This is a genomic window from Mycoplasma leachii PG50 (genome assembly GCF_000183365.1).
GTDB classification, from domain to species: domain Bacteria; phylum Bacillota_I; class Bacilli_A; order Mycoplasmatales; family Mycoplasmataceae; genus Mycoplasma; species Mycoplasma leachii.
Map to the genome: position 1 here is coordinate 925595 of NC_014751.1, position 25472 is coordinate 951066.

Here is a 25472-nt window from a genome sequence, read left to right on the forward strand (position 1 = left end):
ATATCACCTTTTTTAATATACATATAAATTTTAAAAAAATAGATTATATTTTGCACTAAATATATTATAAAACCTAAATTTTACAAAAATAAAACCTACATTAAGCTGTAGGTTTTTTACTAACTTGTACTTCTGAGTTCTCTAAGTCATATTTTTTTCTTCTTTTTTCTTGAATGAATCAAAAAACAGAAACTGAGACAAGTTCTAATAAAGTTAAAAGAACAAATAATGGACCTTGATAGAAATTAGCTTTAAATCAACTAGTATTTTTAGTTAGCACTTCTAGTGGAACAACAATAGTAAAGAAGCTCATTGTTACAAATAAAACTAGACATGATGCTGCAATTAATCCTAAAACTATAAATCCTTTTTTCTTTTCAACTTCAACTTTATTAGTTTTTCTATTAAATAACGCCCCAATAATTAATGTAACAATCATTACAAATGATAAACAAGCATTAGAAGTTGCAACTATTTGAATTGGATAAATTACTCCATTAGTTGAACTAATTGCTTGTTCAACTGTTGCTGTATTTGTTAATCCAACTGTAGCTAAAGTTCCAACAAGAATAAATGTTGAAAAAACAGTAATAGCAAGACACGCTTGAATAATTCCTATTTTTTTCAATGAAATATCTTTTTGTGATGGTAAATATAATTCATCAATAATATCTGATTCAATAACAACAAATGATACATAAGATAAATTATTAGATCCAATTGAACATATTACTATAATAATTACTGATGTTAAAATATTAGCAATTCTTGAAACAACACTACTATCAGTGGCTTTAACAACTTTTCCACCATTAAACAATCTTTCTAAAAGTTTAACAATTGATCCATCTGGTGAACCCATTAATAAAGAAATTGCTATTAAAGTATAAAATACTGAAACAAAAATCATTCCTAAAATTAAAGCTTTAGGAACTACATCTTTGTGTTTTGCTTTTCTTTGTGAATTACATATAAAAATAAAACCATCAAAAGCAAATAAAATTCCACCAAAACCTCTAAAAAATAGCAATGGATTAAAGTTGGTTGTTGATCATTCTTCTCTTTTTATTTCTCCAGTTGGAGTAGTTGTATCAAATCCACCACTTAAAAAAGCACCATTTTTATCAAATAAAACTACACCAGCAATAAGAGCTATAACTAAAGGTATAAATTTGAAAATAGTTCCAAATGCTTGATATTTTCTAGATATTGATAAGTTAAAAATATTAATTAAGGCATTAATAATTATAATTACGATTCCAGTTGATAAAAATATTAATAAAAAGTGAATCCCTTTTAATTGTGCAGTACTAAACATCATCAAAATGAATGTTATAAAAAATGAAACAAACATTGATTGCATTACTGGTAAATAAAAAAAGGCGTTTAAAATTGCAAAAAATGATCCAACTTTTCTATTAATAAAAAGTTTAGTTCAAACTCCAATAGTTCCACTTCCACCATTTCTAGTAGATGATGCTATTTCTAAAAACAAATAAACCATTGATACACAAACAGTTCCAACTATAATTCATAAAATAATGGCAATTATAGGGTTTCTTGTATCAAGTAGAATTTCTTTATTTTTAAAATAAACTCCAGCACCAACAACAGAACCTATTGTCATTGCAAATAAAGTTAAAAATTCTAATAATTTTCCTTTATTTTTCATATTTCCCTTTCTTTATTTTTATATATACTTATAAGTTCAAGTCTATTAATAGAAATAATAACACATTATAAGCAGTTATTACAACTAAATATTTTGTTAATAAATAAAAAAGAGCCACTAGGCTCTAGCTAATTTTTTTACTAACACTTTTACTCTTTTATATATCAAACAAAATATTGCATGATTAATTACTAACTTTATAATAGTAAATAAAAAGGTTATACCCAATATAGCAGGATTTGGTTTTTGTCCATATAATTCAAATATAAATGTAGCATTGCTTACATATGCAACCAAACTACCAAATAGTGTTGCAAATATTGAAGATAAAATAACAAATAATATCTCAAATTTTATAAAAACTTCTAATTTATTTGAATGAATAAACACTTTTTTAACAATAAAAAAAACTGTTGCAAAGCCTATAATTGCTGATCCATCAACTAACATTAATGATAATAATCCAACAGGTTCGCTTCCTAATAATAATCTCATTCAAACAGAAGCAACTGTAAATATTAAGCCTCAAAATAAATTAGTTGATATTAAAACAATAGCTGATACTCAATAATTAATTTCTAATTTTAAATAAGGTGCACTTGCAAAAAGTACTAAAGCACCCATTGCATATTTAGAAAATAAAGTTAGTAATATTTGTAAAGCAAGTAATGTTGCTAAAAGTGCGATTTTGTTAGTAGATAGTAAAAAATATTGTCTTAGCATTTGAACTTTACTATATTTTGTTTGTTTTTCTAGTTCAAAATTATTATCTTGTTCTTGTTTTTTGTTGTAAGCTATCATTTTTTAAACAAAGACCTCCTATAAGTCTTTTGTTCTGATTATATCAAAGAATAGCAACAAATATTAGACCCAAAACCATTAGCAATAAGAATAATGGTCCTTGAGAATGTTGAGCTTTTCATCAGCTATGCCCACTTCTAATAACATCTAAAGGAACTATAAAAGTAAACAATCCCATTAATGAAAAGAAAATAAAAGTAATCAATCCAAAAATTGCTAATGGTACAAATCCTTTAATTTTTTTAACTTCAACTTTGTTAGTTTTTCTATTAATGAGAGCAGCTACTATCAAACTAGCCATCATAGCAAATGATAAACAAGAACAAGTTGAAGACATAATTTGAATTAAATACAACATTCCTGAAGCTGAATCAGTTGCTTCAATAACATTAATTTGTTTATTTAAACTAATACTTGAACTTGCACCAACAATAATAAAAATTGCAAAAATTGCATATGAAATTACACCTTGAATTAAACCAATTTTTTTAAAACGGTGTTTATCATCAACAGATTTTACATAACTTAACTTATCAATAACATCTGATTCTAAACCAGCCATTCCAATATAAGAATAAGCATTTAAACCTAAAAAACAAATAATCATTGAAATAATTGCAACTATCACTTTAACAGTGTGATTTACTTGATTTTTTAATGGTTGACCATTATTAAATACTCTTTCTAATAATTGTTCAATAGAACCATCTGGAGATCCTAAAATTAAAGAAAGTGACATTATTAAATAAAACACTGCAGCAAATGCCATAGCTGAAACTAAAGCAATTGGTACAACATCAGCGTGTTTTGCTCTTTTTTTGGAATTACAAATATAAATAAAACCATCAAAAGCAAATAAAATTCCACCAAAACCTCTAAAAAATAGCAATGGATCAAAATCAGTACGAGATCATTGCTTTGATGAATCAGTTATTCCTCTAACATTAACCCCATTATTTTGCAAAGCACCAAAATGATCAGCTAAAATAAATCCAGCAATAAGTGCAATAATTAGTGGAAAAAATTTAAACCCTGTTCCAAAAATTTGAATCGCCTTAGAACCTTTAATACTAAATACATTTAATATATTAGTTAATAAGATAATAACAGCACCAACTAATAAAAAAATTAATAAATATTGATAGCCATATAACTTAAGATCAAAAATATTTAAAAAATAAGCTAATAAAGCTGAAGTAAAAATTGCTTGGTTAACCGGAGCATAAAACATTGTTTGAAAATTAGCAAAAAAAGAACCAACTTTATGTCCAAAAAAAGCTCTTGATCAAGAACCAATAGTTCCATTTTCTGTAGAAGAAGATATTTCTAAAAATAAATAAACTACAGCTATACAAGAAATTCCAACTGCAGTTCATAATACAATAGCAATGATTGGATTATGTGTTTCAATTAAAATATCTCTATTTTTAACATAAATACCAGATCCAACAATCGTCCCAACAGACATCATAAACAAAGTTAGAAACTCAAAAAATCTAGACTTGTTTTTCATATATTAAACCTTTCTTTTAACTTTAAAAATATCATAAAATTAAAAAATATAATAGCTATTATAATCAATTTTTAAAAATCTTTAAATATAATTTTTTAATTAATTCACCAATAATTCAAGCTAGTATTTCTAAAGATAATAAAACTAAAAACCATCAAGATAAATTAGTATTATTTAAATTACCAACCATTACACTAAAGCCTAAGCTATTAGAAAAGTTACTACTAATAAAAGCGATTAAAAATGGAACAGTACTAAAAAATAACATACCAATTAGCATTTGACTAGAAGCTAGTGATTTAAAAAACGATACTTTTTGTGTTCTTAAAACTAAAATAATCATAATATGAGTTAATATACACTCAATAAAATAACAAGTTTGAAATAACTCTATTGAATGTTTATCTGATCCATTTATTTTAAAACTAAAATATAAAATTATAAAGTTAATAAAACTAATTATAGTTTGAGTTAATCCATTAAATATAGCAAAAGGAACAATTGATTTAATATTTCATTTTTGTGGCTTTTTAATAGTTGATTCATCAACATTATCAAATACAAAAATTAAATTTGCAAAATCAAAAATTAAATTTTGAATAAGTAACTGGATTGGTGACATTACTTCAAATTTAAAAAAAATTGTAGATAATAGTAAAGTTAACAAAATTCCAAAATTAGAAGCAACTGTGATTTTAATGTATTTAATCGCATTACTAAAAGTTTTTCTTCCAATAATAAAAGCATGTTCTAAAGCATTTAAATCTTTTTCTAATAAAATAACATCAGCAGATTGTTTTGCTAAACTAGAAGCATTATTTACTGAAATTCCTACATCAGCTTTTTTTAAACCAATAGCATCATTAACTCCATCACCTAAAAAAGCTACAACGTTATTGTTCATCAAACTATCTATTATTTTAGCTTTATCTAGAGGAGATAATTTATAAAATATATTTACTGACTGACTAATATTTTTTAGTTTATTTTCATTTAATTTATTAAGATCTTTTCCTATTAAACTACTATTAGTATCAATTCCAACTTGTTTACATACATTTTTACAAGTATATAAACTATCTCCACTTAGTACTTTAATATCAATATTGTAATCTTTAAAAGTTTTAATAACTTGTCTAACATTATCTCTAATAAGATCATTAAACACTATCATTCCTAAATAAATTAAATCTTTATTATCAATAACATCAGAGTGTTTATAACTTAAAATTAAAACTTTATAACCTTTTTTAGTATAACTATTAACTTGATTTGTAATTTTGTTTTTATATTGTTCATCTAAACTAATAATTTGATTGTTTATATTAATAAAACTAGTAATTTCTAAAATTTCTTCTAAACTACCTTTAGTAATTAATAAATTAGATTGATTAAGTTTAATTAAAGCTGAAGATATTCTAAAGTTATGATCAAAACTTAATTGATCAATAAAATTGACATTATTTAAATTGGTTTTAAATTCATCAACAATAGCTTTATCAATACTATCAAATAAGTTATTTTGAAAATAAGCATTATAAAAAAAGTAATCTTTTAATAATTTATTTTTATGATTATTAATATCTAAATAAGTGCAAATATTAATTTTATCTAATGTTAAAGTTCCAGTTTTATCAGTTGTTAAAACATTAACTGATCCAATATTTTGCATAACCGATAGTTTTTTAATAACAACTTTATTTTTAGATAATCTTTTTGAAGCTAGTTTTAAATTAGATGAAATAATAGCAGGTAAAGCTTCAGGAGTTAGTGAAACAGCTATTGACAAACCAAATACTAAACTTGAAGTTCAATTACTAATTCCACTTTTTAATAAAGAAATAAAAGTAATAATAAATACTAGAATAGAGATTAAATAAATTAAAATCTTAGTAACTTTATTAATTCCTTTTTCATAATCAGTAATAAAATCAGCTTTTATTAAATCTAATAATGAATTAGAATAATTATCTTTATTAATATTAATTACAACAGCTAAACAATTTCCAGAAACTACTAAAGTTTCTTTATATAAAATATTTTGTAATTCTAAAAAAGAAATATTATTGTTATTAATTTGCTTTTTAATAGCTTTAGATTCACCAGTTAAAGTTGATTCATCTAAATAAAGATTTTCAGCTCAAATTACTTTACAATCACTAGGAACAATATCTCCTTTTGTTAAATAAACAACATCTCCTATTGTTAGTTGTGATTGTTTTTCTTTTATAATATCAGCTTTAATACTTTGATAATTTAATGAATTAAAATCATTTATTTCATGATTAACTATAAAAACATCATTTTCTATTATTTTAGTTAGTTTTAAATTAAGTTTATAAGCTTTATATTCTTGAATAAAATCCACAATAGAAGCTAAAAAAATCATAAAAATTATTATTAAAGCAGAGATTAAAGTAATTCAGTTTTTTTGAAATAAAAAATAAATAATAAATTCTAAAATTCCAATAAATCACAACAACAAATTAAAAGGTTCAACTAAACTCTCTAATATTTTTTTAAATATTGAAAATTTTTGAACAACAATTTGGTTAGTTCCAAATTTTGAAATATTATCTTTTCTAGTTTTACTATTTAAACCTATTTTTGTATCTAAAAAACTATTTAACTCATTAAGATTTGTATTAGCTATTTTAATTACATAATCTTGTTTTTTATAATCTAAAGATTTTTTAAAATTATCTTGTTTTTTGTTAAACATAAATACCTTTCAATACAATAATTATATATCAAAATAAAAACAAACAAAAAATGGCAGTTATATACTTGCCATTTTGTCCTTATTTATTCATTTTTTCTTTAATAGATTTAGATAATTTAAATTTAACAATTTTATGTGCAGGAACTTCAATTTGTTCTTGAGTTAAAGGATTAATTTTCATTTCAGCTTCTTTTTCTATTGTTTCAAATTTACCAAATTTAGCAAGAACAATATGATCTCCTGCAGCTAAGTTTTTACTTGCTACAATAAAAGCTTTATCAAAAATTGTTTTAATTGAAACTTTAGTCATCTCTACAAACTCAAGATCTTCATAAAGTTCTTCTAGTAACATACCTTTTGTAACTTGTGGATAAGTTTTTTTCTTTTTACGTTTTTTATTAGGTTTTGATTTTTCTGTTGTTTTTTTAATTTCAACAGGAGTAGGAAGCATAACTAATTTAGTTTCAATTACTGGTTTTGCTTCAGCAACCGGTTTTGATTCAGCTATTGGTTCTGATTCAATCATTGGCTTTGTTTCATCCATTTGTTCTGATTCAATCATTGGCTTTGTTTCATCCATTTGTTCTGATTCAAACATTGGTTTTGATTCATCCATTGGTTCTGGTTCAAGGATTGTTTTTGATTCAAACATTGTTTTAGATTCAGCTATTGGTTCTGGTTCAAGGATTGTTTTTGATTCAAACATTGTTTTAGATTCAGCTATTGGTTCTGATTCAACAACCATAATTTCTTCTTTTTTATCAGGTTTTTCAGTTTCTGTTTCAACAATAACATCACCTTCAGTTTGAATTGTGATATCTAATTTAGTTGTTGAATCTTCAACTTGAATAGTTTTTACTAAGTTCTTGTAATACAAAATGTAAAAAATCAGAGAAACTATTAGTATTAATGGTATTCAAGTAATTAAAGCAATATTACAAAACTCATCTAACCCAGCTCCTCATTTAACTGGTTTAGCTAATGTTACTCCAAAACCAGTTAAAACTGTCATAAAATCAGCACCAATTTTTCCGTTTGTCTTATTTACATTAATTAGTTTTAAAACAAAAATAGTAATAAAAGCAACGAAAAATAGTCCTAAAAGTATTCTAGCTACAAGTAGATATTTACTTGATGGTTTTTTTGATATTTTCATATCTCTTTATTTCTTTCTATTGATTATAGATTGCTATTTAAAATAGCTAATCAATACATATATAAATAGGCTTTTAAAAAATTTTTTAAATAATTATTACCTATAAATAATTATATATTTTATTAATTTATGAATTTATTTAGCAAACAAAATTTTGTAATATAGGCTTAAATTTTGATAAAATAAGAGTCTTTTTTTAATAAATAAAGCTATTTTTGAAACATTAAGCTTTTATAAAAAATATTTACTAATTGTTAAACTAAATAAAATATAAAAAAGTAACTGGATTACTTTTTTTATAAATTATTAAAGATATTACAATTTATTTTGTTAATAAAATTAAAGAAAAAAATAAAGAAAATAAAAAATTCCTAAGATCATAAGATCAAAGGAATTTTTTAACTATTTTACTTGCTTTTCTTTAGATTTAAAACTTGGAAAAGTTTTTGCATCATCTTTTGGTTCTTTTAACATCAATAATCCAATAAATGACATTAACCCTAATATAACTATTAGTACTAATTGAATAATTGCTGTTGTGGATTGGTTAATTGATTTAATTAAAGGAATTGAAGTAATGATGATTAGAGATAATGTAAAGAACATGTATCCAAATCCTCAAATTAAACTAAACATTCAACCAATAGTTTTAGGATCTGCATCTTTATATTCATGAGGTAAGTTTAAAATAACTGCCTCTATTCCTCAAGTACAAAATCCAGTTAAAAATCCTAAAATATAAAATAATACTAGTCAACCTTTATAATTACCTTCTAAAGATTTAGTTTCTTTATTATAACTAGGAGATAATCCATATTTATAAACAACAATTGAGATTATAAATAATATAATTCCAAATCCTATAAGTGTTGCTATATATCATCTTCTTTTTAAATTAAATCTTGATCATAACCCAATTACCACTGGACCAATAGTTCCTGCAAATAAAAATAATATTTGTCAAATTCTTATTTGAGTTCCCATTGACTCATTTTGTAAACCAGAAATTCAAGGAAATAACACTAAACTTAGTGAAGTTGGAAACACAGCAACAATTAATCAACCACCAAAAACTAATAATCAAGCATAAGTAGCTTTGGTTTTTAAATAATCTTTTAATACTTTAAATCCATTAACTTTAGGTTCATTTGAATCTTTTTTAACATCAAAATTAGTTCCTAATAAAAATACTGCAATTAGTGGAATTAGATAAAGTAATGACATAACTAAAAAGATTGTTCTTCAGTTACTTCTTAACATATCAACACTTGCACTATTTCCAGCAATAACAAATGGTACAAGAGAAATAATTGAACCTAGTGGGAAAAATGCGATTGCTATTTGAGAATAAATAGGCTTTGTTTTTTTAGTAAAGAAGTTAGCAGCAACTGGTTGAAATAATATAGTTAACATTGTTCCACCAATAGCCATAACTGTTCTTAAAATTAAAAACAATACATAACCATATTTTGCACCTGGCATAAAAATTGCTGGTAAACCAAATAAGGTCATTATACAAGCAATTAGAGTTGCTTTTTTATGTGCAAATTTTACTAACAAAAAGGCAACAACAACTGAACCAATACCTCTACCAAAAGTAATTGCTCAGTTAGCAGCTTTATCTATTAATTGAAATGAAGCTGTATTTTCAATTTGAAAATAAGATAAAAACCCTGGTGAATGAACACCATCTTTAATTCCTCCACCAGCTAAACCAATTGCAAAAGCTCAGTTAGCAATAAATAATAAATAACCAAAACCAATAAAAGCTCATAGAATGGTTCCATAAAGCATTCTATTATTTTGCGATCATTTTTCTACAGTTTTCATATACGCCCTTTCAAAATTGATCTTTTTCTGCTTTCTCTTGTATTTTACAATATTTAAAGACTTAGAATCTAACACAAAAACTAAATTAAATTATTTTTAATAATTTAATAGATATTTTTATATAAAAAGTAGCATAAATACATAGCAAAATAAAAAAACAACTTATTTAGTTGCTTTTTTAGAATCTAAATAAAGACTTTTATTTTGAAAGATTTATACCATTTTTTGGTTATGGTTTTACAATAAACACTTCGTTTTACTATAAATAATTTTATTTTTTTATTTTTTCCTTTATAAATTTAAATCCTACACAACATTTATAATAGGAAAAATAAAATATATTATATATTACTGGTTCAAACAAAATTAAAAATACTCATTCAAGAATAAGTATTAATAAAAGCAATCTACTATAGTTACTTATCAACCCTTTTTGTCAACTATATTTAAAACAAAGACTAATTATCATAAAGAAAATAAAACAAAAAAACTGTGGTATTACATTTTTAATACATAGTAAAATAGTTATTTTATTTTCTTTTCTAAGTAGATCATCAAATGAACAAAATCAATATATCATTAGGCATAAAAAAAGGATATTATACATAATCATATCTATTTGTCTTGTTAATAATGGATCATTTTGTTTTGTAAAATCTGGATTGACGGCAGATAATAATTTTCCATAAGAAAAAATTAGACCCAAAAATATAAGTAAAATTAGAAAATATAGAATTATATATAAATAGTTCTTTCGATCAAAGTTAGATTCGTTTTTTTTATACTTCTTATTTTCAATACTATTATTAGAACTTTTAGTTTGTTTTGAAACATATAAAGAGGTTATGATTATAGAAAGTAAAAAGGCAGTCAAAATAAATGGTAAAATAATTCTTAAACTAGAAAATATTTGAAAATCTATTTTTTTAAATCATATAAAATTAATAGCAAACCCAATTATAAAAAATGAAATTATAAAAAATGAAAAATTAATAGCAAAAAGTGAAGTTATATAAAAATTAGTGTTACAAGTAATTATTATTTCTATAGAATCTCGATTTTTTTGACTTGCGTTTATACGATAATAATTATAATAAGATGATTTTGTTGAATAATATTCTATAGCTCTTCTAACTACAGGAAATAGTTCATCTGGTTTATTATGATTTTTTATTGCTTCTATTTCTTTTTTTTTAATTTCTTTTATATATCCAATAACTAAAGAAATTAATTTTTCATAATAAGATCATTCATCTTTTAATTTGTCTGTTAAAAAGGAATTTCTAAGATCGTCTATTAATCTTGTTAAATAAACTGGCTTGTAAGAAATTCTTTTAAAATCATTAATAGACTTCAATACTTTTTTCTTTTTACGCTTTTTTACATTTTTATCTAATAATTTATTAAGAAAATTTAATGTTTGATTCATTTCTAAAGTAATGTAGTTGTTTCTATTTTTTAAATATCTAAAAACGCTTCTAAAAGGATTGAAAATAGTTCTTTTACAAAAAAATGTTAATAAGAAAAAACATAAAGATCCAAGCCCAACTTTTGACAGAGTTATTAAATAACTTGAAATTGAGTTATGTTCAATAAAACCGTAAAATTTTAGACCAGTTATATTGATTCTTTCTTTTCAAACATTTATAGGAGTTGTTGAATAAAAATTAGTACTTAAAATTTTATTTCATTCTTCAACCCAATTAGATGAACCCATAGTAATTCTTATTGGTTCATCATTTTTGTTTGTTGTTATACTATATAAAACTATGTCATCAATATTGACATAATATCAGATAAAAAACGTTATGCACACAAATGTAATGATAAATAACTTAAAATTGTTTTTCACTTTTTTCTCCTTTCTAAATACGTTTTTTAAAATTTATAAATTTAACTCATAAATATTTTATTTTATTAATAACTAGTTTATTCAAGTAACTTTTTAAATAATAAAAAACAACTCATTTTTTAATAAACTAAGTTGTTTGTAAAATCTATATACAAATAAATTAACTACTAATTTTTTAATATATTTATAAACTCCTTTATAACATAGTCCTTATACATAAAATTAATATCTGAAGCATTCACTTTGCTAATTATAGTTAGTGTATTAAGATCAATATTTATATAATCAGAGTCGTCTATATTTTCAAGTTCTTTTAAAAATTGTTTTTGTTTTTTTAAATCATTTAAATTTTGTTTAATATATTTTTGTTGATAATCTATGCTCTTTAAATTATTTTTAGTTAAATAATCTGTGAAAAATTGTTCTATATCAATAATATTATTTTCTATAGCAAATTGTGAAATTTTATCTTCTTGTCAAACATCATCATAAGTTAAAACTAAAGTGTAAAACTTAATTAAATCGTCTAAAAACTTTCATTCTAAAACTTCTTTACTAAGAATAATGTTAAGAATTTCACTTGTAATTTTATCTTTAAAATCATTATTTATTAACATTAATTTAAATAGTATTTTTAATTGATTAGGGTTAAAAAATGGCGTTGTTTTAAACATATTGTTTTCTAAAAACTTAAGTTTTTGACAAACTGTTTCTACATTTCAAATTGGATCTAAATACTTAACTAATTTTTTGATTTCATTTTCATAGTTCTTTTTTATCAAAGATATTGACATTTTTTAATTCTCCTTTCTTTTATTAATACATAACAAAAAAACAAGTTTTATAACTTTTTACAATAAAGTTATTCCTTGTTTTTTTAAGTCTTCTTTATATTGTTTTTCTCACACACTTACTTGTACTTCACCAATATGTGCTTTTTCTAATAAAAACATACTTAACCTACTTTGACCAATTCCTCCACCAATAGTTAAAGGTAATTTATTATTAAGTACTTGATTGTGATATAAACCTAAATCCAAATTTGTTTTATTTAATATTTTAATTTGTTCACTTAAGCTTTTAGCATTAACTCTAATTCCCATTGAACTAATTTCTAAAGCTTTGTCATTAACTTTATCATAAAAAATTAAATCACCGTTTAAATTTCAGTCATCATAATCAAAAGCTCTTTTAGAATGTGGAAAATTATCTGGTAAATTATGTCCAATTTTATAAATAAATACTGCTTTAAATTCTTTTACAATTTCATCTTCTCTTTGTTCAGCAGTTAAATGAGGATATTTATTATATAAATCTAGTGAATCTATAAATGTTAGTTGTTTTGGTAATTTGTCTACTAATTCTGGGTATTTAAAATTTATTTTATGTTCAACATATCTAATTGAATCATAAATTTTAATAACTACTTGTTTTAAAAACTCAAAATTTCTTTGATCATTACTTATAATTAGTTCTCAATCTCACTGATCAACATATAAAGAATGCTTATAATCTACAATATCATCTTTTCTAATAGCATTCATATCAGCTCAAATTCCTTCACCAATATTAAAATTATATTTATCTAATGCATATCTTTTTCATTTTGCAAGTGAGTGAACTATTTCTAAATCTTCAGTTCATTGCTTTGGAGTAAATCCAACTGGAATTTCACCATTTAAACCATCATTAATTTTAGATTCTGAAGTTACAAAAAGTGGAGCTGAAACTCTTGTTAAATTTAAATTTTGTTTTAATTGTTTAGTTAAACTAAATTTAATATCTTGAATAGCTTGTTGAGTTTGTTTAATAGTTAGCTTTGATTTATACATAATTCTCCTTTTACATTAATAAAATTATATTATTTTAAAGATTAAATTTTATAAAAACATAAAGTATAGAAAATTAAATTAGCTTACTATTTTTTAAAATACAAATTAGTATTATATTTAAGCTTAAATAAAAACTATATAAATATTAAATATAATTAATCTTAAATATTTGTAATCTAATCAATTTGATTAATAGTTTTAACTATAAAATGAATTTTTATAAGTTCATTTTTTTTATATTATATGTAATAATAAAATTAATAAGTTATTAAAAAAAATAAAAAGAACCATTAATATTTTTTTTAAATTTAGGTAAATTTTGTTATACTTATTTTTGTATTATAATTATTTTTTATAAAAGGAGTTGAAAAAAATGGCAAATATTAAATCTCAAAAAAAACGTGTTTTAACTAATGAAAAATCTAGATTAGCAAATAAAGCTTTTAAATCAGAAATTAAAACAGCTATTAAAAAAGCTTTAAATGCAAAATCTAATGATGAAGCAAATAAAGCTGAATTAGTTAATCATGCAGTAAGTTTAGTAGATAAAGGTTTAAAAAAGGGAATTTTTAAAGATAATAAAGCTGCTAGAGAAAAGTCACGCTTAATGAGTGCTTAATTTTTCAATCCATAAAATAATATTAATCAACCTAAATAGGTTGATTTTTTTTATTTTCCTAAACAATATTTTCTAAAAATATTGTCAATAATTTCGTCTTCATACTCAACACCAATTAGTTCGTTTAACAAGTTTCAAGCATCATATAAATCAACATTAACTATATCAATTGGCATTCCTGATTTAATTACGCTCAAAGCAGTTGAAAGTTTATTTTTGATTTGTTCAACTAAAGTAATTTGATTTAATCCAATTAAAATTAATTCATCGTTTTTATTAATTTCTTCATTTAAATACATTTGATTGATTCTTAAAACTAACTGGTCTATATTGTGATTTATAGCGCTAGTAAATACAATATTTTCATATTTTTTTTCTAAGTTTTGTTTTTCAGTTTTGCTTAGCTTTTCAGCTTTATTTACAATTAAAATATAAGTTTTGTTTTTTAAAAGTTCAAAAATTTCTTGATTATCTAAATCATTGATATTTTCTTTATTAACAACAAATAAAACTAAATCAGCTTCATTAATTAAGTTTTTAGATTTTAAAATTCCTAAATTTTCAACAACATCACTAGTTTTTCTAATTCCAGCAGTATCAATTAAATTTAAACTAACATTTTCTAAATTAATTTGTCCTTCAACTATATCTCTAGTAGTTCCTGGGATATCTGTAACAATTGCTTTGTCTTCATTAATTAAAGCATTTAAAATTGATGATTTGCCAACATTAGTTTGACCAACAATAGCAGTTTTGATTCCTTCAGAGTTTTTGAAAGCCATTTTAGATCTCATTAAAAGTTTATTAATTTGATCATTAATAATTTCTAATAAATTAGTTAAATCTTCTATACTTGAGCCTTCAACATCATCATAATCAGGATAATCAATTGAAACTTGAATACGACTAATAATATCTAATAAATTATCTTTTAATTCAATAATTGCTTTATTATTAGATCCACTCATATTAGCAACACCAATTTTTAAAGCTAAATCGTTTTTTGCATGAATTAAATTATTAATACCCTCAGCTTGAATTAAATCAATTTTTCCATTTAAAAAAGAGCGTTGACTAAATTCTCCTCTTAAAGCCATTCTAGCTCCTGATTGAATTAAAATATTGATGATTTTATTAGTATTTAAAATTCCACCATGACAAGCAATTTCAACAACATTTTCACCAGTAAAAGAGTTAGGAGCAACAAAACAAGATAAAACTACTTCATCAATTAATTCGTCTTCAAAATACAATTTTCTTAAAAATAGTCCTCTTTTCTCTTCTAGCTTTTTATCTTTAATTAGTTTGTTAACTATTAAAAAAGCTTCAGAACCACTAACTCTAATTAAAGCAATAGCTTGAGTTGAAATATTTGTAGCAGGGGCAACTACTGTATCATTTATTAACATAAAATCATCTCTTTTCTCAATTAAATTATATTATTTAAATTCACAAGTTTACTGCTTAAAAACTTGTATTTAATAATCATTAAAATGAATATCTTTAATTTTATAATTATTGTCATATAATTTGCATTTAAAATTGAGCCATTTAAAAAAACTGTATAGTAAAATAAAATATATATATTTAATAATTTATTAACAAAGGAGAACTATGGCTGAAAAACAACAAGCAACAGTTTATCATATCACACCATATGATGGTAAATGACAAGTAAAGGGTGTTGGAAACACACGCCCTACTAAATTATTTGACACACAAAAAGAAGCCATTGCTTATGCTAATGAACTAACTAAAAAACGTCAGGGATCAGTAATTATTCATAGAACTACTGGTCAAGTTAGAGACAGTATTAATAACAAAGTAAAGAAAAAATAATATAACTTTATAAGACTACTCAACCATTTTTAATACTAATATGGGTATTCTTTTTTTTATTATTTATTCTTATATATTTTAAGTAGTTTTAATAAACTAAAGGAGAGAAATGAAAATCTTAGCTATTGAATCAAGTTGTGATGAATTTTCTATTTCAATTATTGATAATAACAAAATTCTAACTAATATAATTTCTTCACAAATAAAAGATCATCAAATATTTGGTGGAGTTGTTCCTGAATTAGCAGCTAGATTACATGTTCAAAATTTTAATTGAGTTCTAAAAGCAGCTTTAAGTCAAGCTAATTTAGATATTCAAGAAATTGATTATATAGCTTATACAAAATCCCCAGGATTAATTGGATCTTTGATTGTTGGAAAACTTGTAGCTGAAACTATTAGTTTATATATAAACAAACCAATTTTAGCTTTAGATCATATTCAAGGACATATTTTTGGAGCTAGTATTGAAAATGAATTTATATATCCAGTTTTAGCAATGGTAGTATCTGGTGGTCATACTCAAATTGAAATTATTAATTCTGCAAATGATTTTAAAATTATTGGATCAACTAGAGATGATGCTATTGGTGAGTGCTATGACAAAGTTGCTAGAGTTTTAGGGCTTTCTTATCCAGGAGGATCTATTTTAGATAAATTAGCTTTAAAAGGAAATAAAGATTTTTATTCATTACCTGTTTTAAAAGATGATAATAGTTATGATTTTTCTTATTCTGGATTAAAAACTGCTTGTATAAATTTAATTCATAATCTAAAACAAAAAAATCAAGAAATTAATTTAGAAGATTTTGCAGCTAGTTTTCAATATACAGCAACAAATATCATTGAAAAAAAACTAGAAAAAGCAATAAAAGAATTTTACCCAAAAACTCTAACTGTTGCTGGTGGAGTAAGTGCTAATAGTGAAATTAGAAAAATAGTTTTAAAATTAGGTCAAAAATATAATATTAAAAATACATTTGTTCCTAAAATGAGTTATTGTACTGATAATGCAGCTATGATTGCTAAATTAGCATATGAAAAAATTCTTTTAAAAAACAAATTATAATAACTTTAAAAAGAAAGATTATTATGACACATAAACAAAAAAGAGCTCTTATTAAAAAAACGGGTAATAAAATATTTCGATCGATAAATATTTCATTTCTTAAATTTCATAAATTATTAGAAACTTCAGTAGATTTTAAAAGATCTCATTCTAAAAAACATATTTATATGAATCCTGAAATTAATAAAAGAAATAAAGTAATGAGATTATTTTTTAAACACAAAGAATTAGAGTTTAAAATCAATGATAATCTAATTCCAGTTAAATTTAAAACTAGTGATAATATAACAATTTCAGCACTTAAATATATTACTGATCATAATTCTAAAAAATGAATTATTGTAAGCCATTGATTTTCTGGTGATAAATATTGAAGTTTATACTGATCAAAAGAATTTATAGAACTTGGATATAATGTGTTAGTTTATGATTTTAGAAATCATGGTGATTCAGAAGAGACCCAATTTGTAACAATGGGATTATTAGAAAGTAAAGATTTAGTTGCTGCTATTAATTTTTTAAATAAAACTGAAAATATACAAATTATTGGTTTAGTTGGTTTAAGTATGGGTGCTTTTGTAATTAATTATCTAACTTTAACAAAACAAAAATTCTTAGAAGAAAGTAAAGTTAAATTTATTATTAGTGATAGTAGTTATGCAACTATTAGTTCTTTAATAAGTAAATTACAAAAATTAACAATTAAAAGATTTTTTTTAAAAAAATATGATATTTACTTAATTAAACGAATTTTAAAAAAACAAAAAGATTTAACTTTATCTGATTGAAATGAAATGAATTTATTTAATAAATTTGAAAAGCAAAATATTAGTCCAGCTAAAATTCCAATTTTATTTATTCATTCAATTGAAGATAAAATTACTAGTCATAATGATTCAATAAGAATGTTTATAAATAGAAAAAAATTTAACTTAAATGATGAAATTTTAATTTATGAAACTTCTAAACATTGCTTAAGTTTAAAAGAGCATTATTATCAAACTATTTATAGAATTTTACAATTTGAAAACAAGATTATAAAAGATAATAATAAAACAAATAGAGCTTTAGAAAAAATGGGAATTACTGATAAAATCATTCTAAATAATTTTAATGAAAAAAAAGAAATTTCAACATTTTTTTATAAATATTAAGGAGTAGTAAATGTTAAAAAATATTAAGCTGATTGTTACAGATCTAGATGGAACTGTTTTACATCATGGAAAATTAGCAAATGATATTGATAAACCAGTATTAGAAAAAGCTATTAAAAACAATATTCATGTAACAATTGCAACAGGTCAACCTTATAAATCAGCAAAACCTAGAGCAGATTTATTTAATATAGGTCAACATGTTGATTTAGCTGTTTTAGCTAATGGAGCTTTAATTTCAAAAATCAGTAGTTTTGAACCAGTTTATGTAAATAAAATTGATAATGCTATTGTTAATAAAATGGTTAAAAAATTAACTGAATTAAATATTTGTACAGTTATATTTACAGCAACAGCTAGTGATGTTTATTGAAACAACATTCCTTTTGAAGTTGAAAGTATGAATAAAAGAAATTGATTTGATAGATTTAATAAAACAATATGTTCTACTGATGGTAATTTTGATTTTATTGATCCAGTTCAGATTATGATTTTTGTTCCACTAGAAAAAAACAAAATTCTAGAAGATTGATTTAAAGCTGAAAAATTAGATGATCATTTAACAAGTATGAGAAATCATATTGAAACTATTCCGATTTATGAATTTACAAATATTACAGCAACTAAAGGAAAAGCTATTAAAAAAATGGCTGAAATCTTAAATATTGATATTAATGATGTTGTAGTATTTGGTGATAATATGAATGATATGACAATGTTTGAAGAAATCCCAAATTGTGTAGCTGTAGAAAATGCAGTTGATCAAATTAAACAAAAAGCAAAATATATCACTGATACAAATATAAATGGTGGTGTAGGTAAATTTATAGAAAAATATATTTTAAATTAGGAGATATTATGGAAATCAGACAAATATTTGAACAACACTCTGAATTACTTGATAAAGAAGTTGAAATAATTGGTAGGGTTAGATCTAATAGACAAGGTAAATTTGTTTCATTTATGATTTTAAATGACGGAACAACTTTTACTGATTTACAAGTAGTTTATAAAACTAAAACTAAAGGATATGAACAAGCACTTCAAGCAAGAGTTAGTTCAATTGTTAAAGTTGTTGGAAGAGTTGTTTTAACCCCAGAAAAACAACAAAAATTCGAACTACAAGCTGATGTTATCGAACTTATTGATCAAGCAATTGAAGATTATCCACTACAAAAAAAAGAACACACAACTGAATATTTAAGAGAAATAGCTCACTTAAGAGCAAAAACAAAAACTTTTAATGCTATTTTTAAAATAAGATCTGCTGCTGCTTATGCTATTCATAAGTTTTTTAATAACAAAGGTTTTGTTTACATACATTCTCCAATTATTACTTCAAATGATGCTGAAGGAGCTGGGGAAGCTTTTTTAGTAACAACTAGAGAAGATGCAGATTATGAAAAAGACTTTTTTGCTAAAAAAGCAAGTTTAACAGTTTCAGGCCAATTACATGCAGAAGCGTTTGCTCAAGCTTTTAAAAAAGTTTATACATTTGGTCCTACTTTTAGAGCTGAAAACTCAAATACTGTAAAACATGCTGCTGAATTTTGAATGATTGAACCAGAAGTTGCTTTTGCTGATTTAAAAGATAATATTCAACTAATTCAAGATATGGTTAAATATATCATTAATTACATTTTTAAACACAATAGAAGAGAATTAGAATTTTGTAATGAACACTTAGAAAATGGGTTAATTGACAAATTAAATAGTGTTAGAAATTCAGAATTTAAAGTTACAACTTATACTGAAGCAATTGAAATTTTAAAACAAGCAGTTGCTAATGGTCACAAATTCGAAGTTTCAGATATTGAATTTGGATTAGATTTAGGAACTGAGCATGAAAGATATATTTGTGAACAAGTAAATAAAGCTCCAACTTTTGTAACTAATTATCCAAAAGAAATTAAAGCGTTTTACATGAAACAAAATGATGATAATAAAACTGTTGCCGCTGTTGATTTGTTAGTTCCTGGAATTGGTGAATTAGTTGGTGGAAGTCAACGTGAAGATAATTATGAAAAACTAATCAAAAGATGTAAAGAAGTAAATATTGATATTGACCAATTAGAATGATATAACAATTTAAGATTATATGGATATTATAAATCAGCTGGATTTGGTTTAGGATTTGAAAGATTAGTTATGTATATTACTGGAGCATCAAACATTAGAGATGTTATTCCATTCCCAAGAACTCCAAAAAACTTATTATTCTAATTAAAAAAACAAATGCAATTTTATAATTGCGTTTGTTTTTATTCTCAAAAGTTTAAGCACAAAATATGAAAAAATAGTGCTTTTTTACTTATTTACTTATGAAATAGTTTTTAAATTGTGAAATATTTTTTATATTTTTAATAGGTTTTATAAAAGGTTTTTATTAACTATATTGCTTATTTGATTTCTTATATAATTAAGTTATATAATAAATATCTAACTTTCTAAATATTTATATTTAGTTTGTAAAAATAAAAATGGAAAGAGAATAATAAATTATGAAAAAATTACTATCATTAATGGGAGTTAGCTTAATAGCTTCTAGTGCTACTGTAGTTACGGTTGCTTGTGGTAAAAGAGAAAATGAATTAAGAGTTGTATTTATTCCTTCGCAAAACCAAACTGAAGTTGAAGCAACAATAGCACCACTAGGAAAATTATTAGCTGAAGAGTTAAAGAAAAAAGCTGAAAAAAGAGGAACTAAATTTGATAAAAGAGTTAAAATAACAACTAGTCAAAATTATGAAATCGCTGGTCAATCTTTAGCTAATGGAAATGAAGATATTGCGTTTCTGCCTGTAAATACTTATTCAGCTTATAGAGGTGACAAACAATCTGATGAAACATATGATAAGCTAGGAGTTTTACTAACCGCTGGAAGATTAGGAGTAACTCCAGAAACTACACTTTATGATTTCAAGGGCAATAACAAATTTGATAATAATAAAGCTACAGCACATATAAATGATGAGGTATCTTTTAAGCTAATTAAAAATTATAAAGAGGAAGTTTCAAAAGCCAAACCTAGTGATGAAAAGGATGGATATTCAAAAAAAATGTATGACTCTCAAAATCCAACAATTTATTATAGATCATATGTTTTTGCAAATATTCCAATTTTAAAAAATCTAAAATTGAATGAAACCGATTCAAATAGTCAATGAAAAGGAAAATCATACCACGATGTTATTGACGAACTTTTAAAAAATAATAACCAAGCCAATAACCAAGCCAATAACCAAGCTGATAATGTTAAAAAATATAAAAAAGTTCTTAAAATGCTTATACTTGATCCTAAAGTTAAAATTGGTATTGGAAAATCTAAGACTTCAAGTTCTGGATTTTTATACCCAATTTTATGACTTAAAGAATTTGTTGACCTAACTGAATCTGAAATACTTCAAATGTTGACTAAAAAAGATACTGAAAGAAGAATTGTAAAAGCTTTATCATATACTGAATCTGCTACAACTATTGGAAATAAAGAAGCAAAACCAGAAAATAGTCCATATGCAATTACTTTTGGTTTTTCTGATATTCGTTTTAGAGATCGCCAAACAGATGGTAAAACCGAAAATGAAGTAAAAGAAGAACGTAAAAATGAAATGAGTTTATTTAAAAACTCAATGGTTATAGGTGCTTCTCAGTCAATTTATAATGATGGTATTTCTTATTCTAAATCAAAAAAATCTGTTCTTAGAGATGAAAAACTTTTAGAAGATGTAAGAGAATCATTCGTTGATCTAATTAACAAAAATGAAGAAGCTAAAAAAATATTTAAAATTTACAATCATGTAACATACGTTCGTCCTGAAAAAACAATAGATAAAGAAATTTCAAAATTTAATGAAAAAATTGATTCTATAAAGAAAATGGTAAAAAATATTAGTTGATAGAAATTGGTAAATAATGATACTATTTAATAATGTAAATAAAGTTTGACCTAATGGAAAACAAGTTTTAAAAAATATAAATTTAGAAATTAATAAAGGTGAATTAGTTGCAGTTATTGGATTATCTGGAGCTGGAAAGACAACACTTTTAAAAACTATTAATAAAATAAACGATATTTCTTCAGGTGAAATTATCATTGATTTTGATAAGACAAAAGATCATTATGAAATAACTAAAACTAGAGGAAAAAAACTCCAAAAGCTTAGACAAAAAATTGGTTTAATGTCTCAAGAATATAACAATATTGCAAATAAAACGGTTTTACAAAATGTCTTAAATGCTAGAGTAAGTAGTCAAAAGGGAATTAACAAGATTATTGGTTTTTTTAAAAGAGAAGATAAACTAATTGCTTTAAATTCTTTAAATAAGTTAAATCTATTAGATTATGCATACATAAGAGCTGATAATTTAAGTGGTGGCCAACAACAACGTGTGGCATTAGCTAGAACTTTAGCTCAACAACCTTTTTTAATAATTGCAGATGAGCCAGTTTCTGCTTTAGATCCAATTCTTGCAAATCAAGTAATGAAAGATTTTAAAAACATTAATAAAAAAGATGGAATTACTGTAATAATCAATATTCATCATGTTGATCTTGCTAAAAAATATGCAACAAGAGTTATTGGATTAAATAATGGAGAAATTGTTTTTGATGATGTTCCAAGTAAATTGAATGCTCAGGCAATGAAAAAAATCTATGGAGAATAGATAATGTTTAATAAAAAGATAATTAAGGATAGAAATTTATTTAAAATAGAAAACCAATATACAAAACCACCAAAACGAATTTTTACAACTTGTTTTACTATTGGAGTAATAATATTTGTAGTTTTAGGGTTTGTTTTAGCTGATGAAAGATGAAGTGAGTTTTTTGATAATTTTGATAAGTTAATTAATCTTTTTAAAGATTTTTTTAAATGAGATCTTAATAATTGAAATCAAAAACATGGATTACCAAACACCTTTTTAGAAACTAGTTTTTATAATTTATGACAAACTATTAAACTGTCATTTATTGGTACTTTTTTAGGAATAATTTTATGCTTGCCTTTTTCAGTATTAGCTTCAAGAAGTATTATTTCAAATAGATATGTTAATAACATTTCTAGAGGGTTTTTAGCAATATTTAGAACTATACCAAGTTTTGCGATGGCTATGATTATAACTGGTTATTTTTTAACTGGTTATGGATCATCTGTAATTGGTATTATATTCTTTTCGTTTTCAGTAGCTGGTAAATTATTTTATGAAAAAATAGAACAAATTGATACAAAAGTATTCACTACAATGCAAGCTACTGGAGCAAATAAATTTCAATCATTTAAAAAAGCTGTAATTCCACAAATTTCAACTAATTTATTATCAATTTCTCTATATACTTTAGAAACTAATATTCGTTATTTTTCAGTTATTGCAATTGTAACAGGGTTAGATAGTTATGGAGATTTAATTAGAGCAACACTTGATTCTTCAGAATATAATAAGGCTGGTTTCTTATTAACAATATTTGCAATAACTATTTTACTAATTGAATTATTCATATTTTTAATTAGAAACTACATAATTGAAGAAAAAGACTTTTTATTAGAAAGAAAACTAATAAATAAAATTAAAAAACCATATAAAAACATTGATAAGTTAAGTGATATTCAATTTTATATTGCTTACATTCTTACAAAGCAAATCAATGAAAAAATAGCTAAAACCTCTGATGAAAAAGAAATTCAAGATTTAAAACAACAAAAAAAAGAACTAATTTCTGAGTTTAAAAAACAATATAGACTTAGTGTAACAAACGATAAAGAAAAATATAAAAAATTATTTAAAGAAAATAAAAAGAACTTATTTGTAAAAGTTGATTTTGTAGATCATTTAGTTAGAATTGATAAAATTAGTCAAACTAAACTTGCAAATGAATGTTTAATTCATAAAGAGCAAATAAAAAAACAAGTTGAAAATACAATAAAAACAGAGACTGAAAAATTTAAAGAAACTTTAACACCTGAATTAGTGTTAAAAAAAATGCCAAAAACATATATTAAAAGAACTATGTTTTTTACAATTATTTTATTCTTATTTATTTTTTTAATTAAAGATATTAATTTTTCACTATCAAGTAGTTCATCAATAAAAAATACAAATCAAAGAATTTTAGATATTTTAAATATTAATTGAGAATCATTATACTATGCTAACCCTCTTAGTGTAACAAACAAAACTGCACAATCATATTCAGTTATACATATTCTTTGAGAAACATTAACAATTGCCATTTTAGGTACTGTAATTGGGGCTGTTTTTGCTTACATATTAGGATTGTTAAGTTCATCAAAAATAGTTCATCCAGTTATTGCAAAACCAATTTTATGTTTAACTACTTTAATTAGAGCAATTCCAACTTATATGTATGCATATATTTTTGTTTTTGCAGTAGGTATAGGTTCTTTTGCTGGATCACTAGCTTTATCTATTGGAACAATTGGAATGCTAACAAAATATAATAGAGAAATTTATGAAACAATAAATTTTAAAATCGTTAACCAATTAAAAGCTTTAGGATTAAACAAATTTCAAGTGTTTAGATATGGTGTATTTGCTCAAACTCAAAATGAAATAATTTCATATATCATTTATCGTTTTGAAATTAACTTTAAAGAAGTAGCTACTTTAGGAATTGTTGGAGCTGGAAGTTTAGGTAAATTATTAAAAGGATATTTTGAAGAAGCATTATATTCAGAATTTGGTGCTTTAGTGTTTGGTTTAATTATTTTTACTTTAATTGTTGAAAGTATTTCAAATACATTAAGAGTAAAATTTTTAGAAAATAAAAATCCTAAATGAATTGATTTATTGATTAATAAGTGCCAACATTGTTGTTTTGCAACTTACAAAGCTACTTTAAAACTTTTTAAAAAAGATTTAAATATGAATTATTGACAAGCTAATGCTTTTAATAGTTATGTTAAAAGTAAAATAAGTTTAGATAAAATACCTGATAAATATATTTCTAAAAAAGTTATCTTTTTAAAAAATTTAAAAATTAATATTGATTATAATAATAAAATTTTAGTTAATCAAAAATATAAAGAAGTAATTAGTTTGCATAAAAAATACATAAAAGAATTTAAAGATAATAGAAAAATATTAGTTAATCAAATTAATAGTCGAGCTCAAAACTATTTAAAAATAGCTAAAACTAATTATTTAAACTCAAAACTAGAATTAGAAAAAAAACTACAAGACCAAAGACAAATTATAAGTAATTTAAAACAAAAAACTAAAGATAGTAATCAAAAATCTAAAACACTAAATCAAAAATTACAAGATCAAAAAACTAAATTAACAAGCATTAAAGACTTAAAAAAATCACTAAAAAGAGAGTATAAAAAAACTGTTTTATTTACTAAACAAACTAAAACTATCAAACTTTGAAATTTAGATTATTAATAAAAACCT

The 25472-nt window shown here is 23.3% G+C and carries 19 protein-coding genes; 9 read left to right on the top strand and 10 right to left on the bottom strand.

Annotation, left to right across the window (positions count from 1 at the left end):
• Positions 1-100 precede the first annotated feature (100 nt).
• The 9 genes from MSB_RS04150 to MSB_RS04190 form a co-directional block, all read right to left on the bottom strand.
• A complete protein-coding gene (locus MSB_RS04150; RefSeq protein WP_013448087.1) occupies positions 101-1672 on the bottom strand; it encodes an APC family permease in 1572 nt (523 codons plus the stop codon).
• Between the two features lie 117 nt (positions 1673-1789).
• Entirely contained in the window at positions 1790-2473 is a 684-nt protein-coding gene (locus MSB_RS04155) for an ECF transporter S component (protein WP_013448088.1), read from the bottom strand.
• On the bottom strand, positions 2439-3986 hold the full coding sequence (locus MSB_RS04160) for an APC family permease (protein WP_013448089.1): 1548 nt from the start codon (positions 3984-3986) through the stop codon (positions 2439-2441). The genes MSB_RS04155 and MSB_RS04160 overlap by 35 nt, the downstream gene beginning before the upstream one ends.
• Before the next feature lie 58 nt (positions 3987-4044).
• Entirely contained in the window at positions 4045-6708 is a 2664-nt protein-coding gene (locus MSB_RS04165; RefSeq protein ID WP_013448090.1) for an HAD-IC family P-type ATPase, read from the bottom strand.
• Between the two features lie 79 nt (positions 6709-6787).
• The gene (locus MSB_RS04170) at positions 6788-7864 is read right to left on the bottom strand and encodes an HU family DNA-binding protein (protein WP_013448091.1); all 1077 of its coding nucleotides are present in this window, start codon (positions 7862-7864) and stop codon (positions 6788-6790) included.
• Positions 7865-8266: 402 nt separating this feature from the next.
• A complete protein-coding gene (locus tag MSB_RS04175; RefSeq protein ID WP_013448092.1) occupies positions 8267-9694 on the bottom strand; it encodes a hexose phosphate transporter in 1428 nt (475 codons plus the stop codon).
• A gap of 271 nt (positions 9695-9965) precedes the next feature.
• Positions 9966-11546, bottom strand: a complete 1581-nt coding sequence (locus MSB_RS04180) for a hypothetical protein (RefSeq protein ID WP_013448093.1) — start codon at positions 11544-11546, stop codon at positions 9966-9968.
• A 167-nt stretch (positions 11547-11713) separates the two neighbouring features.
• On the bottom strand, positions 11714-12340 hold the full coding sequence (locus MSB_RS04185) for a hypothetical protein (protein WP_013448094.1): 627 nt from the start codon (positions 12338-12340) through the stop codon (positions 11714-11716).
• 57 nt (positions 12341-12397) lie between these two features.
• Positions 12398-13378 carry an aspartate--ammonia ligase gene (locus tag MSB_RS04190; RefSeq protein WP_013448095.1) on the bottom strand — a complete coding sequence of 327 codons (981 nt, stop codon included), beginning with the start codon at positions 13376-13378 and terminating at the stop codon, positions 12398-12400.
• 373 nt (positions 13379-13751) lie between these two features.
• Between MSB_RS04190 and rpsT the strand changes: the two genes are divergently transcribed.
• Positions 13752-13997, top strand: a complete 246-nt coding sequence (gene rpsT, locus MSB_RS04195) for a 30S ribosomal protein S20 (RefSeq protein ID WP_013448096.1) — start codon at positions 13752-13754, stop codon at positions 13995-13997.
• A 50-nt stretch (positions 13998-14047) separates the two neighbouring features.
• Here rpsT and mnmE read toward each other — a convergent pair whose 3' ends face one another.
• Complete coding sequence (mnmE, locus tag MSB_RS04200) at positions 14048-15406, bottom strand: tRNA uridine-5-carboxymethylaminomethyl(34) synthesis GTPase MnmE (protein ID WP_013448097.1); 1359 nt, start codon at positions 15404-15406, stop codon at positions 14048-14050.
• Positions 15407-15611: 205 nt separating this feature from the next.
• On the opposite strand from mnmE, the gene MSB_RS04205 reads away from it, so the two are divergent.
• The 8 genes from MSB_RS04205 (at position 15612) to MSB_RS04240 (ending at position 25463) form a co-directional block, all read left to right on the top strand.
• Complete coding sequence (locus MSB_RS04205) at positions 15612-15836, top strand: DUF2188 domain-containing protein (RefSeq protein ID WP_013448098.1); 225 nt, start codon at positions 15612-15614, stop codon at positions 15834-15836.
• A gap of 109 nt (positions 15837-15945) precedes the next feature.
• Positions 15946-16905, top strand: a complete 960-nt coding sequence (gene tsaD, locus MSB_RS04210; protein ID WP_013448099.1) for a tRNA (adenosine(37)-N6)-threonylcarbamoyltransferase complex transferase subunit TsaD — start codon at positions 15946-15948, stop codon at positions 16903-16905.
• Between the two features lie 23 nt (positions 16906-16928).
• Positions 16929-18059, top strand: coding sequence for an alpha/beta hydrolase (locus tag MSB_RS04215; protein ID WP_041362282.1), 1131 nt, complete (start codon positions 16929-16931; stop codon positions 18057-18059).
• A 10-nt stretch (positions 18060-18069) separates the two neighbouring features.
• A complete protein-coding gene (locus MSB_RS04220) occupies positions 18070-18909 on the top strand; it encodes an HAD family hydrolase (RefSeq protein ID WP_013448101.1) in 840 nt (279 codons plus the stop codon).
• An 8-nt stretch (positions 18910-18917) separates the two neighbouring features.
• A complete protein-coding gene (asnS, locus tag MSB_RS04225) occupies positions 18918-20282 on the top strand; it encodes an asparagine--tRNA ligase (protein WP_013448102.1) in 1365 nt (454 codons plus the stop codon).
• 278 nt (positions 20283-20560) lie between these two features.
• The gene (locus MSB_RS04230; protein ID WP_013448103.1) at positions 20561-21958 is read left to right on the top strand and encodes a Vmc-like lipoprotein signal peptide domain-containing protein; all 1398 of its coding nucleotides are present in this window, start codon (positions 20561-20563) and stop codon (positions 21956-21958) included.
• Positions 21959-21971: 13 nt separating this feature from the next.
• Entirely contained in the window at positions 21972-22724 is a 753-nt protein-coding gene (gene phnC / locus MSB_RS04235) for a phosphonate ABC transporter ATP-binding protein (protein WP_013448104.1), read from the top strand.
• 3 nt (positions 22725-22727) lie between these two features.
• Positions 22728-25463, top strand: coding sequence for a PhnE/PtxC family ABC transporter permease (locus tag MSB_RS04240; protein ID WP_013448105.1), 2736 nt, complete (start codon positions 22728-22730; stop codon positions 25461-25463).
• Positions 25464-25472 lie beyond the last annotated feature (9 nt).